Annotated in this window: 13 protein-coding genes and 1 tRNA gene; 4 read left to right on the top strand and 10 right to left on the bottom strand. The window is 34.5% G+C overall.

All coding sequences use genetic code 11. The annotated features are described in order from the left end of the window. Nucleotides 1-27: 27 nt before the first annotated feature. From ATE84_RS00915 to ATE84_RS00875, 9 genes are all read right to left on the bottom strand, one after another. On the bottom strand, nt 28-2,889 hold the full coding sequence (locus ATE84_RS00915) for a M4 family metallopeptidase (RefSeq protein ID WP_101445042.1): 2,862 nt from the start codon (nt 2,887-2,889) through the stop codon (nt 28-30). Nucleotides 2,890-3,221: 332 nt separating this feature from the next. After that, entirely contained in the window at nt 3,222-3,953 is a 732-nt protein-coding gene (locus tag ATE84_RS00910) for an SIMPL domain-containing protein (RefSeq protein ID WP_101445040.1), read from the bottom strand. A gap of 286 nt (nt 3,954-4,239) precedes the next feature. Further along, nucleotides 4,240-4,497 carry a GIY-YIG nuclease family protein gene (locus ATE84_RS26780; protein ID WP_101445039.1) on the bottom strand — a complete coding sequence of 86 codons (258 nt, stop codon included), beginning with the start codon at nt 4,495-4,497 and terminating at the stop codon, nt 4,240-4,242. A 151-nt stretch (nt 4,498-4,648) separates the two neighbouring features. Beyond that, nucleotides 4,649-4,722: transfer RNA gene (locus tag ATE84_RS00900), tRNA-Asp, on the bottom strand. Between the two features lie 86 nt (nt 4,723-4,808). Further along, nucleotides 4,809-5,738, bottom strand: a complete 930-nt coding sequence (locus ATE84_RS00895) for a DUF58 domain-containing protein (RefSeq protein ID WP_101445037.1) — start codon at nt 5,736-5,738, stop codon at nt 4,809-4,811. A gap of 139 nt (nt 5,739-5,877) precedes the next feature. After that, nucleotides 5,878-6,195 carry a thioredoxin gene (gene trxA / locus ATE84_RS00890; RefSeq protein ID WP_024772480.1) on the bottom strand — a complete coding sequence of 106 codons (318 nt, stop codon included), beginning with the start codon at nt 6,193-6,195 and terminating at the stop codon, nt 5,878-5,880. A 187-nt stretch (nt 6,196-6,382) separates the two neighbouring features. Next, nucleotides 6,383-7,069 (bottom strand): hypothetical protein, encoded by a 687-nt coding sequence (locus tag ATE84_RS00885; protein ID WP_101445035.1) that lies wholly within the window; start codon nt 7,067-7,069, stop codon nt 6,383-6,385. A 269-nt stretch (nt 7,070-7,338) separates the two neighbouring features. Then, nucleotides 7,339-11,724 carry a DNA polymerase III subunit alpha gene (gene dnaE / locus ATE84_RS00880; protein ID WP_101445034.1) on the bottom strand — a complete coding sequence of 1,462 codons (4,386 nt, stop codon included), beginning with the start codon at nt 11,722-11,724 and terminating at the stop codon, nt 7,339-7,341. Nucleotides 11,725-11,940: 216 nt separating this feature from the next. Beyond that, the gene (locus tag ATE84_RS00875) at nt 11,941-12,780 is read right to left on the bottom strand and encodes a DUF6252 family protein (RefSeq protein WP_101445032.1); all 840 of its coding nucleotides are present in this window, start codon (nt 12,778-12,780) and stop codon (nt 11,941-11,943) included. A 446-nt stretch (nt 12,781-13,226) separates the two neighbouring features. Between ATE84_RS00875 and ATE84_RS00870 the strand changes: the two genes are divergently transcribed. From ATE84_RS00870 to ATE84_RS00860, 3 genes are read left to right on the top strand one after another with little or no spacing between them, the layout of a single operon-like run. Continuing rightward, nucleotides 13,227-13,760, top strand: a complete 534-nt coding sequence (locus tag ATE84_RS00870) for a 30S ribosomal protein S16 (protein WP_101445030.1) — start codon at nt 13,227-13,229, stop codon at nt 13,758-13,760. A gap of 15 nt (nt 13,761-13,775) precedes the next feature. Then, nucleotides 13,776-14,300: a ribosome maturation factor RimM gene (gene rimM, locus ATE84_RS00865; protein WP_101445029.1), complete on the top strand. Its 525-nt coding sequence runs from the start codon at nt 13,776-13,778 to the stop codon at nt 14,298-14,300. A 59-nt stretch (nt 14,301-14,359) separates the two neighbouring features. Then, nucleotides 14,360-15,073 carry a tRNA1(Val) (adenine(37)-N6)-methyltransferase gene (locus ATE84_RS00860; RefSeq protein ID WP_101445027.1) on the top strand — a complete coding sequence of 238 codons (714 nt, stop codon included), beginning with the start codon at nt 14,360-14,362 and terminating at the stop codon, nt 15,071-15,073. 110 nt (nt 15,074-15,183) lie between these two features. Here ATE84_RS00860 and ATE84_RS00855 read toward each other — a convergent pair whose 3' ends face one another. Continuing rightward, nucleotides 15,184-15,501 (bottom strand): hypothetical protein, encoded by a 318-nt coding sequence (locus ATE84_RS00855; RefSeq protein WP_101445025.1) that lies wholly within the window; start codon nt 15,499-15,501, stop codon nt 15,184-15,186. Between the two features lie 534 nt (nt 15,502-16,035). On the opposite strand from ATE84_RS00855, the gene ATE84_RS00850 reads away from it, so the two are divergent. After that, complete coding sequence (locus ATE84_RS00850; RefSeq protein WP_101445023.1) at nt 16,036-17,214, top strand: acyl-CoA dehydrogenase family protein; 1,179 nt, start codon at nt 16,036-16,038, stop codon at nt 17,212-17,214. The last annotated feature ends 107 nt before the right edge of the window (nt 17,215-17,321 follow it).

Genomic DNA, 17,321 nt, shown 5'->3' with positions numbered 1-17,321 from the left:
GATATTCATAACTACACAAATAACTTACTATTTAATAATTACTTTCTTCACATCTTGATTTCCTCTCTTTACAAAGTAAATTCCAGAGTTTAATCTAGATACATCAACCTTTATGGTGTTATTTCCTAAAGTTGATTTTACTTCTTTGTTATATACTACTTTTCCTAGTATATTAACAATTCTGATTTGAGAAGATACATTATCTAAAGAATTGAAAGATATGTTAAGATCTTTCGATGCTGGATTTGGATAAACATTAAATCCAGTAGTGTTGTTTAGGTTATTTCCGAATGCTGAGGCAAAAAATACAGAATCACAAGAACCAACATTAACCCATCCAGAAGCTGTTCTTTCGTAAATTGTACCGTAGTATTTTACTTTAGATCCAACAGGATACGTATTTCCTGGTTGATATTCTGGAATATTATCACAGTTGTTACCATTAGTATCTTCTAGAGTAGTAAAGCTTATTACAGCAGAGTAAGGGGCGTCTACCTGGTTACCACCAGTTGTACCACATGGACCAAGTTGTTTCCATTCGAAGGCTGTTCTCTCATATAAATACCCTTGATAAGTAACTTTATCGCCTACTTGGTATGTCTGACCTGACTGATGTGCTGGTACACCAGCACAAGGATCTGTACCACCATCTGTAGAACAAGTATATTTTACTCTTGCTTCATATTTGGTGTTTGCAGCTAAACCTGTTAGGTTAGTAGTAGCTCCAGAAACTGTAGAAGTTGTATAAGAAGCATCTGTAGCTTTTTTGTACTCAAAAGTATAACCAGATACTCCACTTACACCAGTCCAGCTTACCGTCGCAGAGTTAATAGTTATATTAGACGAGTTAACTCCCGTAACGGCTTTACATTCACCTCCACCACCATCAGCAGTAGTAGTGAATTTTACTACGGTTGAGTATGGTGCAGTTTCACCATTTGTGCAAGCATATTTTAAACGTACTTCATATGCTGTGTCAACGGTTAATCCGTCTAATGTTTTGCTAGTACCTGTTACAGAAGATGTAGTATACGACGCATCTGCTGTTTTTTTGTACTCAAAAGTGTATGTAGAGATACCTGTAACTGCGTTCCAGTTAATTGTAGCACCATTTTTAGTAACGTTAGATGCTGCTACTCCACTTACAGCAGAACAGTCACCACCGCCACCATCACAGTTTGCATTACCAGTAAATTTAGCACCTACACCTACCGCGTTCATCGCGTTAGTCGCTACTTTTAATTCACAAGAATTAGCACCGTATAAATCTTTAGCCGCATTAATTACTGCATTTCGAGCTTGAGCATATTTTGAGCTTCTTGTTAAGTAATTTGTTAAAGAACGATAAGCAATTTTTCCTGCTTTTTCGATACCAATACCTTCTACATCATAAGCTGTTCCGCTATCATTAGATCCTTTTCCTCCTTGAGATACAATATAGAACCAGTGGTTCATTACACCGCTATTAGTGTGTACACCTCCATTATCAGCAGAACCTTGCGCAGTTGATACCCATTTAGTACCTCTGTACGTATCAGGTTGGTTATGTAATTTAGGATTAGAAAGATCTCTTTTAAGTCTTGGGTCTGGGTGCTTGTCTGCTAGTTTCCAAACTTTCGCATCTACTACTTTATTAAATGAATAGTATTCTACCAAAGATCCAAACATATCACTGTACGATTCATTAAGCGCTCCAGATTCTCCTTGATACACCATTTTACCTGTTTCTTGAGTAACCCCGTGTGCCATTTCATGACCAACTACATCTAATGGAGTAACAGGAGTTCCTTGAAGTTGTTTAGTATTTCCAAAATACATCCAGGTACCAGACCAGAAAGCATTATCATCACCATATCGACCTGCTCCGTTTACATATATGTTGATATTACTTCCTCTATTATCATAGCTAGAGCGGTTAAACTCGTTTTTAAACATATCCCAGGTTTTTTCTGCTCCCCAGTATGCAGCTGTTCTGTGGTTTTGCTCTCCACCAATTCTAAAATCTTTAGTTTGGCTAGAGTAAATTGGAGAACCTGTAGGTTCAATAGCTGCTCCTTGAAAATTTACTCTAATTTCTGCTCCTTGTACGTCATACAGAGCAAGTTTTCTATCACCAGATTGTCTCATTTCATATTGACCACCATTTTGGGTAACCGTAATATTTTGAGGACCATAATATCCTGTGTCTGTAGTACCATCTACGTGGTGTATCTTTTCTTCAATAAAAAGAATATCACCAGTTGAAGCATCTACAAAAACTTCTTTACGCCCAAAAGGCTCTACAGAGTACATGTCGAATTTGTAAGCTAATCTCAATGCGTTGGCATTCATTGCATTGTTTTTAGTGATGTATACTAATTTGCCTTCACCACTTACTTTCTCATCATTGAAAGTTTTGTTGTTAGTTTTGGGAGCTCTAGCTTCCCAAACGTATCGTTTTGCTTTGATTACGTCTTTTGCTTTTTGTAATGCTTGATCAGAAGATAGCGTACTGCTTTTTGCAAAAGATTTAGCTGGTGTTGCCGTAAACCATTCTCCGTTGGCAGAAGTTACTTGCCCATTTTTAACGTGGATTAAATACATAGAACTCTCTACAGGAATCCCATTAATAGATTGTTGTAAACGGTAATGTGTAAAGCCTAATTCATCTTTAACTACTTCAGTAATGATAACTCCTTGTCCTGATACCTTACCAAAGTGTTCTGTCATAAAATTCTCTGGAGAAGAGAATGATGATTTTTTTGCTCCGTTTTGAGTAGCGTCAAAATCGATAGCATTGGGAGCCATTCCGTTGCCTCCTTTTTGAACAATGTTATACTTCTCCTGTCCATAAGAAGAAAGCATAATCATCATTGCAAATGCAATTAAGATGTTTAATCTTTTTTTCATAATTATTGAGTTTGTGTTTGTATATTAAGCAGACGAAAGTATTCTAAACGAAGTCTTAGATCAACAAATACCTGTCCTAAACTATGGTTAAGACGGCTTATGGGGAATATTGAGACACTTTAATGTGTTTATAATCAGCTAAATGCGAAATTTTGTTAAAGAATGATAAGAAAGTGGTTTTTGGTGGTTTTTTAGGATAAAAACATGTTTAATTCATGATGTTTTAACGTTTTTTTCGAGAATAACATCAGTTCAAAGTGTATGATTCTGTTTTTTTTAACAATGTAAAAGGTTGTTTTTTGCTTTTTTATGTTATTAGCACTCTAGAAAAATTATTTTAATGTATAGATGAGTTTTGTGGTAATAGAAGCTGTCTTTTCTCTCGAAGAAGTGTTTAGTGCTCCACCCCAGGAGTGATCTTCTCCAGAGTGTCTTCCGGTTATTTGAAAAATACCCATTTTGGCGAGTGTTAATTTGTCTAGGGTTGACCCAGAATTCTTAGCAATTTTTTCTGCTCTTAATTGAGCATTTTCAGTTGCTTTTGAAATCATTTCAATCTTCAATTCTGCCAGCTTTGTGTAATAATACCGAGGTTTTTTTGAATAAAATTGAACTCCTTTATTTAGCAACTCTGTAATTTCTCTAGATATTTTTTCAACTTTTTCGATTTCATTAGAACTAATGGTTATGGTTTGTGATAATTGGTATCCTGTAAAGCTTTCTCCGAGATAATTACCGGTATTCGAATAATCAGGTTTTGTCATACGATCGGTTGTTACTGCATCAAAAACAACTGTTTTTACATCGATACCGTTAGCATTCAGATAACCTGTAACAATTTTTTTATCTTCTTTGAGGCCCTTAAAGGCTTGCTGCAGATCGACATTTGTTTTGGTAAATTCTCCTTCCCAAACAATAAGATCCGAGGTAAAATTGGTGGTACCATGTCCTGTTACGGCGATTGTTCTTTCGGGTTTATTACGATTCATATAGGCATTCCCTAAAACAATAGAAGAAATAACAATGGCTAGTGAAAATACAACAGAACTAATATTCGTTTTCATTTTTTGAAGTTTTATCTAAATCTAAAATATGGATAAAAAAGAAAATAGAATCCCCTGAATTCAGGGTGATTTGAAATTTTAACTTGATCAGAAAAGGGAGAATTCTTCCAAATTAAAAAAAGCCTCTCCAAATTTATGGAAAAGCTTCTCATCGGTTTACTACTAAACCATCCCGTGTGACTCGGGAACAACACAACATTTTCTTGCTAAAAAAAGCTTCAACAGAAATTGAAGCTTTTTTGCAATTTTGCGGTCTGGATCCCGAGTACTCGGGAAACCCACGATCTCAATTTTTATTTTGAATTAATCTGAGGTAGAAATTTCTGTTTTTCTGTTTTTTGAGAAAACGTTCCCTTTTGATTGCGTTAGTTTTTGAAGAAAATTCCTCAGTGTAGACTAATTTCCATGGAATTTTTTTGGAGGTATACCTGCTATTTCCATTGTTGTGTTTGTTTATTCTTTCTTCAATATTTGCAGAATATCCAATATAGAAAGAATCGTCTTTCAAGCTCTGAATTATGTAGACCGTGTATATTGGATTCATTTTTTATATTGAATTAAAAAAAGCCTCTCCAAATTTATGGAAAAGCTTCTCATCGGTTTACTACTAAACCATCCCGAGTGACTCGGGAACAACACAACATTTTCTTGCTAAAAAAAGCTTCAACAGAAATTGAAGCTTTTTTGCAATTTTGCGGTCTGGACGGGACTCGAACCCGCGACCCCCTGCGTGACAGGCAGGTATTCTAACCAACTGAACTACCAGACCAAGGCCTTATTGCGGATGCAAATATACACCTCATTTTATTACCCGCAAATGTTTTTTTTGTTTTTTTTACCTTTAAAATGTTTGTGTTATGTAAATTTCTGTCTTTCAACAAAATAAGTGGTTAATATTTTGTCGAAATCTTTGGTGGTATCAGCTTCAACATATTTTATACCATATTGAGCACATTTCATTTTTAGATCGTAAAAATAAGAGGATACTGCTTTTTGATAATTATCCTTTACATTATCGGCATATAGATTGATGTGATCGCCTGTTTCTACATCTACAAATCGGGTAGGTCGGTTGCTAAAATCAAAATTTAATTCTTTCTCGCTATCAAATGTATGAAAAAGAATAACCTCATGTTTGTTGTATTTAAGATGTCTAAGAGCTTCAAATAATTTTTCGGGATTAGATGTAGCTTGTAGCATATCGGTGAACAAAAAAATCAATGACCGGCGATGTATTTTTTCGGCAATTAGATGTAAAAACTTAAAAGTGTCGGTATTTTTGCTTTTGGATGCACTGGTTGTGGTTTTGTTTAATCGGTTAAGTAACATTTGATGATGTCGTTCACTACCTTTTTCTGGAGCGTAATAATCATATTCATCACTATAAATGCTTAACCCAATAGCATCACGTTGCTTTTTAAGGATGTTCATCAAACAGGCTGTGGCTAAAACCGAAAAACTAATTTTATTTAATGAACCTAGATGATGCTCCTTTACATAAGGATAGTGCATAGAAGAAGAATTGTCGATAATAATATGACATCTTAGGTTTGTTTCTTCTTCATATCGTTTAGTATATAGCTTATCTGTTTTAGCAAAAAGTTTCCAGTCTATATGTTTTGTGCTTTCTCCGTTATTGTACACCTTATGTTCTGCAAACTCTGCAGAAAAACCATGAAAAGGACTTTTGTGCATGCCTGAGATGAAACCTTCTACAACCTGCTTGGCAAGTAACTCCAGATTAGTGAACCCTCCGGTTTTATTAATCTCTTTTTGAATGTCCATGGTAATATTCTTTTATAAAAAGCGAAGATCTACATCCTTAATTTGTTAACGATAACAATATACGTATTACAAAATTAGTATTTATAAAAAAAGGTTTGACTTGTAAGTCAAACCTTTTTTTATTTTTTAATGATATTCTTTACATCAAAGAATCTAATGCTTCTGCATATACATTCTTAGGAGAAACTCCTACTTGACGTCCTACTACTTCTCCGTTTTGAAAAACCAATACTGTAGGAATATTTCTTACACCATATTTGGCAGCAAATTCTTGATTCGCATCAACATCAACTTTACCAACAACGGCTTTTCCGTCATACTCTTCACTAATTTGTTCGATGATAGGGCCTACCATTCTACATGGACCACACCAAGCCGCCCAAAAATCAACCAATACGGGTTTGTCACTTTTAAGTACTACTTCATCAAAAGTAGCGTCTGTTATTTCTAGTGCCATAGTTATTTATTATTTTAAAAATTCTTGTTATTTTAATATTCACAAAATTAGTCAATAATTCTACCAAAGCTTACAACAATAATATTTGTTTTGACTATAGGGTTATTTAATTTTCTGATACCAAATATAATATGAAAGTATTACTTTATAACAAATTACACCTCAAAAATGATTAATATCAGTTGAATTATTTTAGGGTTTTAAGTTGTTTGAATAAATATTGTATGGATACCAGATGAGAAAATAATACAATAGGAACTACTATTGATGCCAACCACACAAATGGAAAATACAACAAAGCAATGTTTGGTTGGTCAAAAGCAAACTGCTGAAACGGAAAAGGAAAGGAAAGTACTGCATTTATTACTATGAATAATAGTAATGATAAGCATGCTAAATTCCAGCCTAATAGAAGTTTGGGAGAAGCAATTTTATATATATACCCAAAATAGTACATAAACGGGGCAGTAATTCCTGCAAGAATATCAAAATTTCTACCCGAAAAAGTCATGAGCTCTGGTATTGATTTGTGTAAAAATAACCAGTATAAAACTAATTCTACGGGTATCCTTATGGTATGAAGTATTGTGAGTATTTTGATATCAAGCTGACTAATAAATGTCTTTCCTTTTTTTGTAAAAAACAAAATAACAACAAGTAATAAAGGAGGGATAATTGCTAAACTAAAGCGGGGAGGTAATGAGGTGTCTAAATAAAAAGATGAATATCCCAGTATAGCCTGTATGCTCGCCCATGCTATAATAAGAAATAAAACTTTTTTAGAGCTATGAGATGCTTTGTAAAATAAAAAGACACTAACAAATGTGGTGATAATGAAAATAATTGAAATATGCGGAGCTAAATTTTCTAACATAACAGAGTTTTATATCTAACAAGGCTGCTGTTTATTCTAATACTATGAGTATTTTATATTTCCTTGGATATGTTCACAACAAATGTAGTGGCTTTCTAAACTAAATTTCTTGCCTTATGGCAAGAAAATCAGATAGTAAGAAGTTTTTGGTAGTTTTTTTAAAACAAGAAAGTTTTGGTTGATTTAACTAATCAAAACCTTCCGTTTTTTTCATAAATACCATTGGTTATGTAAGGTGCCTCTTTGTGTAAAAGAGTAGATACAATGTTTTAATTTAACTTGTAGTATATAGATTCATCCTCAAGAGCTATAAGTAATTCTTGAGAAATATTTACTTTTTGTTTTCGACTAGGCATGTGCAGTTTTAATTTTTCGGCCATTTCATATATTACAAAATTGAGTGTATGATTTCCAGAATGCTCTGTTAACAATCCTTTTAAGTCATCTATTCTAGAGTCAGAAAGTTCATTAATATCCATTTGAATTGTAAGTTTTCTTGCATAGGTTTCCATTACATCATGCAATAATTGAAAACTATTAAATTGTATTCTAGGATCTCCTTTTTTACCAGTATCACGGTTTACCCAGCCCTCTTTAATAAAAGCTTTGGAATATACAAAGGTGCTTTTTACCAAGAAAGGACGATGTTTTAGGTATTCTTCACCAAAAATCCTGAATTCGTGAGCTGTGTTATAGTCTTCTATTATAAATGTAGCCCAGCCTTTACCATTTTTGGATGTGCGATGCTCTACATTAGAAATTACTCCTCCAAAAGAGATTTCACGATTAATATTGGCTTCGAGATCTGCAAAATTAAGTAAGGTTCCATTACAGAAATATTTCATTTCATATTTAAAATCATCTAATGGGTGACCAGAGAGGTAAATTCCTACTACTTCTTTTTCACGTGCTAATTTCTCCATGGTTCCCCATTCTTCGCAAGGTGGCACGATAGGTTCGGGGATTTGTACATCACTAGCCTCTCCAAATAGACTTACCTGTGAAGAGTTTTCACTTTCCTGAAATTTGGATCCGTAGCGTACTGCTTTTTCTAAGAAAGTAACGCCATCTCCTTCTTCGTGAAAATATTGTCCTCTATGAGTTTCAGAAAAAGAATCAAAACCTCCGGCTAAAGCTAAACTTTCAAATGCCTTTTTATTAGCGGCCCGAAGATCGATGCGTTTAGCAAGGTCAAAGATAGATCTATATGGTCCATCTTCTTTTCGGCCTTCTACTATGGTGGCTACGGCACCAGTACCTACACCTTTAATGGCTCCCATTCCAAAACGAACGGCGCCATCTTTGTTTACCGAGAATTTACGGTAGGATTCATTTACATCGGGCCCAAGTACATCTAGTTTCATACGTTTACATTCTTCCATAAAGAAAGTAACCTGTTTGATGTCATTCATATTATTAGAAAGTACGGCAGCCATGTATTCTGCAGGATAATGTGCTTTAAGATATGCTGTCTGGTAAGCAATCCATGCATAGCAGGTAGAGTGAGATTTATTAAATGCATAGGCGGCAAAAGCTTCCCAGTCTTTCCATATCTTTTCTAGCTTATCCTCGGCATGACCTTTTTCTGAAGCTTGCTTTATAAATTTAGGCTTCATCTTATCAAGAACTGCCTTTTGTTTTTTACCCATTGCTTTACGCAGTACATCGGCTTCACCTTTGGTGAAATTTGCCAATTTTTGTGAAAGCAACATCACTTGCTCTTGATATACCGTAATCCCGTAGGTTTCTTTTAAGTACTCTTCACAAGCTTCAAGATCATATATAATCTCTTCTGTGCCATGTTTTCTATTAATAAAACTAGGTATGTATTCTAATGGTCCAGGACGGTATAAAGCATTCATTGCAATTAGATCTGCAAAAACAGTAGGTTTAAGTTCCTTCATGTATTTTTGCATCCCGGGAGATTCATATTGGAACACCCCTACAGTTTCTCCTCTTTGGAAAAGAGCATAAGTTTCTTCATCGTCAAGAGGGAAATTTTCGGGATCTAATTCTACTCCATGTTTTGCTTTTACGATTTTAACGGTATCCTTAATTAAGGTTAATGTTTTTAATCCCAGGAAATCCATTTTTAGTAGTCCTGCATTTTCAACCACAGAGTTGTCAAATTGTGTGCAGTACATGTCAGAATCCTTGGCTAATGCTACAGGGACGAATTTGGTGATGTCATCTGGTGTGATGATAACTCCGCAGGCATGAATTCCGGTATTTCTAACAGAACCTTCTAATACGCGAGCCTGATTAAGGGTTTCTGCTTCGAGATCGCTACCTTCTGCAATATTAAGAAGCTCATTGACTTTTTCTAATTCATCACTTCTAAATTTTTTCTTCAATATAGCTTCGTCTACACCAAAAATCTTTCCGAGTTTCGACATGTTAGGGATAAGCTTTGCGATACGATCTGCATCACCAAGCGGAAGATCCAATACTCGTGCAGTATCTCGAATAGAAGATTTGGCAGCCATCGTACCATAAGTAATGATTTGCGCTACCTGGTTGGAACCGTATTTTTCGATTACATAATCCATTACGCGCCCTCTACCTTCGTCATCAAAATCAATATCGATATCGGGCATGCTCACACGATCCGGATTTAAGAATCTCTCAAAAAGAAGGTCGTACTTGATAGGGTCGAGATTGGTGATCCATAAACAGTATGCTACTGCTGATCCTGCTGCCGATCCACGGCCGGGGCCTACAGAAACACCCATGTCACGGGCGGCACGAATAAAATCCTCTACAATAAGAAAATAACCCGGATATCCGGTTTTTTCGATTACTTGTAATTCAAAATCCAGACGCTCATCGATCTCGGGAGTTATATCACCGTATCGTTTTTTTGCACCTTCATAAGTGATGTGTCTTAAATATTTATTTTCTCCTCGTTTACCACTATCAATTAAATCTTCTTCGGATCTAAATTCTTCGGGAATGTCAAATGCAGGTAATAATACATCTCTGGCAAGCACAAAAGGTTCAATTTTATCCACGATTTCCTGGATATTTATAACCGCTTCTGGTAAGTCCTTAAAGAGGTTTTTCATCTCTTTCTGAGATTTAAAATAATATTCCTGGTTTGGTAGACCATATCGATATCCTCTACCACGACCAATAGGAGTTGCTTGTTTTTCCCCGTCTTTTACACATAAAAGAATATCATGTGCATTGGCATCTTCTTTTTCGCAATAATAGGTGTTGTTAGTAGCAACGGTCTTAACATTATGTTTTTTTGCGAATTGAATTAATACCTGATTTACTCTATTTTCATCTTCTTGATTATGACGCATAATCTCAATATATAGATCATCGCCAAATTCTTGATGCCACCAGAGTAATGCCTCTTCTGCTTGTTTCTCTCCGATATTTAGGACTTTACTAGGGACTTCACCATATAGATTACCGGTGAGAACAATGATGTCTTCTTTGTATTGTTTGATGACTTCTTTGTCAATTCTTGGGACATAGTAAAATCCATTAACAAAGGCGGTAGAGGACATTTTTGCCAGGTTATGATAGCCGTTTTTATTCTTGGCAAGTAGCACTACTTGATATCCGTTATCTTTTCTGGATTTATCTGTGTGATTTTCGCAAACAAAAAATTCACAACCTACAATAGGTTTTATCTCTACTCCTTCTGGTTCTTGCCCATTTTCTATTGCTTCGGCATTGGCTGCTTTTACAGTTGCATTGTGATTAGCAACTCCTTGAACAAAGTGAAAAGCTCCCATCATGTTGGCATGATCTGTCATGGCAACCGCGTTCATTTTGTGTTGTGTAGCTACTTTTATTAAGTCAGGAATACTGGTTGTTGATTGTAATACAGAAAATTGGGTGTGATTATGCAGGTGGGCAAAGTTAACTTCATCCAGAGCCGCAATATTATCTTCAATCTCTTGTTGGGATAAATCAGAATCTTCTTTTTTAGAAAGAGCTTCTTGAATTTTCTGAGAAGCCTTTTTAAGATTGATATGTTTTAATCCTATTAACTGAACTGTTTTAGGATTGGCTTCTGCAAAATTTTGAAAATAGTCTGGTGCTACATCAAGTTCTTCGATTGTAAAAACTTGTTTACGGATCAATTCAAGAAAACATCGTGTAGTGGCTTCTACATCGGCAGTAGCATTATGTGCTTCGCCAAAAGCAGTATCAAATAGATGTTGATGAAGTTCTGTAAGTGTCGGGAGTTTAAATTTGCCACCACGACCACCTGGGATTTGGCATAATTGTGCTGTAGTTTCTGTACAGGTATCCAAAACAGGAAGCTCCTGTAATTTGTTTTCTACGCCAAGACGATAAAATTCTGCGCCCATGATATTAACATCAAACCCTACATTTTGTCCGACAACAAATTTGGTTTTGGATAGAGCGATATTAAATTTTTCTAACACCTCTTGTAGTGTAATACCATCTTGTGTTGCTAACTCGGTCGAGATACCATGAATTTTTTCTGCATCATATGGAATATTAAACCCGTCAGGTGTTACCAGGTAATCTTGATGTTCGATACAGTTTCCCATAGCATCGTGTAGCTGCCATGCAATTTGTATACATCTTGGCCAGTTATCGGTATCACTAATAGGGGCATCCCATCGTTTTGGCAACCCGGTGGTTTCAGTATCAAAAACTAAGTACATAAAAAGAAGTATTTCAAGAAAATTATCCCTTACAAAGGACTTTCAAAAATAACCAAAATGATACTTTAATTTTTGAAAAGTTATCCAGAATTATTAACTATGTTTTTAAGTGTAGTTGACACAAGAAAATAGGAAAATGACAAAAAGCGATCATTTCATAAATGATCACTTTTTATCGGCAAAGTCAAGTGATATAATTATTTAGGGGTAATTATATTAATAACCAAAATCAAAGGAACCTTCTGATATTTGAGAACCACTTCTGGTTTCAAATTCAAAACTTCCAGTAATACATTTGGTTTCGATATCGTGATTGGTGATAACAAGAGTTCCGGACAATGCAGAAGACTTGTCATTTCTTACTTCGTATGAGGCACTATAATTTCCAGATCCGGTTAATGGGTATGTTCCTGGTGCTACATCTGCTAGAAATACGATGTTAATTTCTTCGGTTTCATTGGTAGCTGTAATGAGAATTGAAGCGTTATCTACACCAAATAATTTGGCTGTATGATTATCGGTAATCATTTCTGTATTATTAACCACGGCAGTTAAAGAAGCATTAAGTAAGCAAGGATTAATTGTTGGAGTTACTTCTTCTTCAATTGTACCATTTTCTAATGGTAATCTATAAAACCATCCATTGTTAAAATTCATTGGATTGCCATTGTCATCTTTTAGGTTTTTAAAATGAAAATTTCCAGAAATTTCATTATTATACACTTCTGTTATTAATACTTCACCTTTGGTTTCTCCGTCTTTAGAAATGAATTTTATTTTATTTTTTTGAAAACTAGCTTTACTTATGGTTTTAAGAGTTGTTTTATAAGTTCCAACATTAGTAGATGTAGTTGTAAAGCTAATGGATTTGTCTCCCGAGCTTCCTGATATTACTAATGTTCCATCATCATAAATAACAGCATTTTTAATAGATGATCTAAACAACTCACCGTCAATTTTTGCTTGTAAAGCTGGTGTGTTTATTTCGATATCTGTAGAGCATGAAGCTGAAAAAAGGCAGATTACTGCTAATAGAGGGGTAATTTTTTTAATCATAGGCTTGGGGCTTTAATATGATTTTTTTACGGAAAAACCGTAAAATATGTTTACATCTACAAATATATAGTTAAAATGTTAAGAGTCAACTTTTTTATCGAAAAAAAACATATTTTATCGATGAAATACACAAAACATTGCTTTTTATATTGAAAAATAGCTGTAAAAAATGTTTTTGACTCTATTTTTAATCGTAAAAAATTAATTTTTTATCAAAAAAGAGCATATTTTATCGATGAAATGCATAAAATTCAATTTTCGTATAATGAAAAGTAGGATAAAAAGGTGTATTTTCTGATAAATCCAGTTTTATGTAAGCATTGTTTATATTAAATGATTATGTAATAGAGAATAAACTTTTATTTATTGATTTGAATTGATTAAAAATAATTATCTTTGCGCCCTTAATTATGAATAGGGTCGAGTACCCAAAAATTAATTTATATATGCCTGTTAAAATTAGATTACAGAGACACGGTAAAAAAGGAAAGCCTTTTTACTGGATCGTAGCAGCAGATGCTAGATCAAAAAGAGATGGTAGATTTCTTGAAAAATTAGGGACTTATAACCCTAATGTAAATCCTGCAAGTATTGACTTGGATATTGATGGAGCTGTAAAGTGGTTACAGAATGGTGCACAACCAACTGATACTGCAAAAGCTATCTTATCTTATAAAGGAGCTTTATTAAAAAATCACCTTGCTGGTGGAGTAAGAAAAGGTGCTTTAACAGAAGAACAAGCTGAAGAAAAATATCAGGCTTGGGTATCAGAAAAAGAAGGATCTGTTGATGCTAAGAAAGATGCGTTAGCAAAAGCTGAAGCAGTGGAAAAAGCTAAAGCTTTGGAAGCTGAAAAAGAAGTAAATGCTAAACGTGAAGCTGCTGCAAAAGCAGAAGAAACTGCTGCTGAAGCGGAAGAAGCTGTCGAAGCTACTGCAGAAGCAGAAGTAACAGAGGAAGCTAACAACGAAGAAGAATAGTTGTAATTATTCACGATGAAGAAAGAAGAATGCTTCTATCTAGGTAAAATCGTAAGTAAATTTAGTTTTAGGGGTGAGGTATTGGTTAAACTAGATACCGATGAACCCGAAAGTTATACGAAAATGGAATCGGTATTTGTTAATTATAACAATAATCTGGTTCCATTTTTTATTGAAAGATGTTCGCTACATAAAAGTGATTTACTACGTATAAAATTTGAGGATGTAGATTCAGAAGAAGGTGCAGACGACCTCATGAAGACAGAGTTGTACTTACCACTTGCATTATTGCCAAAACTTGAAGGAACTCAGTTTTATTACCATGAAATAATTGGTTTTACTATTGTTGATTCTGTTTTTGGAGAAGTAGGAATTATTAAAGCTATTAATGATACAACGGCTCAAGCTTTATTCGAGATTGATCGTAATGGTGTCGAGATTCTTATTCCTATGAATGATGAGTTTATTGATAAAATTGATAGAGAATCGAAAACGATAACCGTTCATACTCCAGAAGGACTCATTGATTTGTATCTTTAATTTTATTTTACCATTCCGGTAAATGTCGAGATCCATATTTCTCGACGAATAGTAAAAGTATGACTAAACCTTTTGTATTTAAAGACTTTACGATTCACCAGGATCGATGTGCTATGAAAGTAGGTACAGATGGAGTACTACTTGGAGCTTGGGTTCCGATTAGTAGCACTGTGTCTTCAATTCTTGATATAGGAGCAGGAACAGGAGTAATCGCTTTAATGACAGCACAGCGATCTCAAGCAGAGGTTATTGACGCTATAGAAATCGATGCAGATACTTATGAACAAGCAGTCGAAAATTTTGAAATGTCAGCCTGGGGAGACAGACTATTTTGTTATCATGCTTCATTTCAAGAGTTTGTAACAGAAATCGATGATCAGTATGATTTGATAATCAGTAATCCTCCTTTTTATGTAGAGGACTATAAAACTTCTGATACCAAACGAGATATGGCTAGATTCGAAGATGCTTTACCTTTTGAACATCTTTTAGTTGGGGCATCAAGGCTTTTATCAGATAAGGGACGATTTGCAGTGATTATACCATATAAAGAAGAATCACGTATTATTGATATAGCCACACAGGTAACTTTGTTTCCGCAAAAGATCACAAGGGTAAAAGGGACACCTGTTTCAGGAATTAAAAGAAGCCTGATGTTGTTTGGTCGTGATCAAATGGATATCGAAGTTGATGAATTGATTATAGAAACGAAACGCCATCAGTATACCGATGCCTATATGAATCTTACTAAAGCGTTTTATCTAAAAATGTGATTTATAAAAAAAAGGAAGACATATATATCTTCCTTTTTCTAAATTCAATCACTCTACAGTTTAATTCATATCACCATAAATTAAACCTTTTTTTAAATATCATTAAGGAATTATCCTTTCTTAGAAATCCATTTTCCTTCTGCATCACAGAAAACTTCCATTTCTTTATCCCCTTGTTTCAATACTAATCTAAATTCTGAAGCATCTTCTTTAGCTCCAGCGCTTTCGATAGTCGCACCAGCATAATCTTTTGCAACAGCATCAAGAACAGGTTGAGGTAAATTTTCTACAGCTAGGTCTATATATTTTTCCTGAACAGGAGCAATTACTTCTGTGTCTTCATTAGAAGCTACTTCCTGAGCGTTCATGTTTTGAGTTCCTACTAATAATCCAAAAGCCAATACCGGTAATACAAATAAATTTTTCATTGTTATTATAATTTTAGTTTTAATAAATTTTTAAACGGTTATGTGTTTATATATAGAATAATTATGCCAGAAGAAGTTAGAAACGCTGTTTTTAAATGTAAATAATTGATTTTTAGAATTTTGTGAATTTTGTGAATTAATATTTTTTCTTTTATCACACCTTATTTGTGTAGAAAAAAGGAGTGAACTGCGGAAATTATACACAAATTTTTTATTTGGTAGGTAAGGTAAGTTTTGGCTTCTGTAATGCGCTAGATTGACTTTGTCATTATAATGAATACAATAAAATAATGTATTTGGATATCTTTTTGATCAAAAAACAATAAATACAATAGTAGAATGATCAATCTTTTTAAAAATGTCGAAAAAATTGCTTGCTTTTTTAGCATTACCTACATTTGTTTTGTGCTTATACGCAGTAATTTAGAAAATACCTTAAAAAACAAAATGAGCATATTGAGAATTTCATCAGAATCTAACTGATTATTATGAAAATTCCATCTGACCATTGAAAAAATAATAAATAATAGACGCATGAAACCAGACTTATTCCAGGCACCAGATTATTATCAGATTGACGAGTTATTAAGTGATGAACATAAAATGGTTCGTGATGCTGCTCGTAGTTGGGTAAAACGTGAAGTATCTCCTATTATAGAAGATTTTGCGCAGCGAGCAGAATTTCCTACACAGATTATTAAAGGACTTGCAGAAATAGGGGCGTTTGGGCCTTATATACCTGAAGAGTATGGTGGTGCTGGATTAGATCAGATTAGTTATGGTTTAATCATGCAGGAGATTGAGCGAGGAGATTCTGGTGTACGATCTACATCTTCTGTGCAATCTTCATTGGTGATGTATCCGATCTGGAAATATGGTTCTGAAGAACAACGAAAAAAATACTTACCTAAACTGGCATCTGGAGAATTTATAGGATGTTTTGGTCTTACAGAACCTGATCATGGATCAAACCCTGGCGGGATGACGACTAATTTTAAAGATAACGGAGATCATTACTTACTTAATGGTGCTAAACTTTGGATTTCTAATGCGCCTTTTGCTGATATTGCAGTGGTTTGGGCCAAAAATGAAGAAGGAAGAATCCATGGCCTTGTAGTAGAACGTGGTATGGAAGGGTTTACAACTCCAGAGACACATAATAAATGGTCGCTTCGTGCTTCTGCTACAGGAGAATTGATATTTGATAATGTAAAAGTGCCAAAAGAGAATATATTACCTAACAAAAGTGGTCTTGGTGCGCCGTTGGGATGTTTGGATTCTGCAAGATATGGTATTGCCTGGGGTGCGATTGGTGCCGCTATGGATTGTTATGATACCGCATTGAGATATGCCAAAGAACGTGTTCAGTTTGATAAGCCTATTGGAGCAACACAATTGCAACAAAAGAAACTGGCAGAAATGATTACCGAAATAACCAAAGCACAATTAATGGCTTGGCGATTAGGAGTATTACGTAACGAGGGTAAAGCTACTAGTGCACAAATCTCTATGGCAAAACGTAATAATGTGGAAATGGCAATTAAGATTGCAAGAGAAGCAAGGCAAATTCTTGGCGGAATGGGAATCACAGGAGAGTATAGTATCATGCGTCATATGATGAACCTCGAAAGTGTAATCACTTATGAAGGAACGCACGATATACATTTACTAATTACAGGAATGGATATTACAGGTATGTCGGCTTTTAAATAGAAGTTCTCTAAAAAGTGAAAATATTTATCTGAGTCTATCGAAATAATTTGAAAAGTGATAACAAATAGTCCTCGACAGACTCAGTGTGATATAAATATTAAGGTATT

Origin of the sequence: Aquimarina sp. MAR_2010_214 (genome assembly GCF_002846555.1) — a bacterium.
Classification (GTDB): domain Bacteria; phylum Bacteroidota; class Bacteroidia; order Flavobacteriales; family Flavobacteriaceae; genus Aquimarina.
The sequence above is the reverse complement of the archived record's forward strand: the minus strand, read 5'-3'. Positions and strand labels throughout refer to the sequence as shown.

Bases quoted from the DNA above. Each gene is read 5' to 3' on its own strand.
- ATE84_RS00875 (WP_101445032.1), bottom strand. From the start codon at position 12,780: ATGATTAAAAAAATTACCCCTCTATTAGCAGTAATCTGCCTTTTTTCA.
- ATE84_RS00870 (WP_101445030.1), top strand. From the start codon at position 13,227: ATGCCTGTTAAAATTAGATTACAGAGACACGGTAAAAAAGGAAAGCCT.
- ATE84_RS26780 (WP_101445039.1), bottom strand. From the start codon at position 4,497: ATGAATCCAATATACACGGTCTACATAATTCAGAGCTTGAAAGACGAT.
- ATE84_RS00855 (WP_101445025.1), bottom strand. From the start codon at position 15,501: ATGAAAAATTTATTTGTATTACCGGTATTGGCTTTTGGATTATTAGTA.
- dnaE (WP_101445034.1), bottom strand. From the start codon at position 11,724: ATGTACTTAGTTTTTGATACTGAAACCACCGGGTTGCCAAAACGATGG.
- ATE84_RS00895 (WP_101445037.1), bottom strand. From the start codon at position 5,738: ATGGACATTCAAAAAGAGATTAATAAAACCGGAGGGTTCACTAATCTG.
- ATE84_RS00885 (WP_101445035.1), bottom strand. From the start codon at position 7,069: ATGTTAGAAAATTTAGCTCCGCATATTTCAATTATTTTCATTATCACC.
- ATE84_RS00850 (WP_101445023.1), top strand. From the start codon at position 16,036: ATGAAACCAGACTTATTCCAGGCACCAGATTATTATCAGATTGACGAG.
- ATE84_RS00860 (WP_101445027.1), top strand. From the start codon at position 14,360: ATGACTAAACCTTTTGTATTTAAAGACTTTACGATTCACCAGGATCGA.
- ATE84_RS00910 (WP_101445040.1), bottom strand. From the start codon at position 3,953: ATGAAAACGAATATTAGTTCTGTTGTATTTTCACTAGCCATTGTTATT.
- ATE84_RS00915 (WP_101445042.1), bottom strand. From the start codon at position 2,889: ATGAAAAAAAGATTAAACATCTTAATTGCATTTGCAATGATGATTATG.
- trxA (WP_024772480.1), bottom strand. From the start codon at position 6,195: ATGGCACTAGAAATAACAGACGCTACTTTTGATGAAGTAGTACTTAAA.
- rimM (WP_101445029.1), top strand. From the start codon at position 13,776: ATGAAGAAAGAAGAATGCTTCTATCTAGGTAAAATCGTAAGTAAATTT.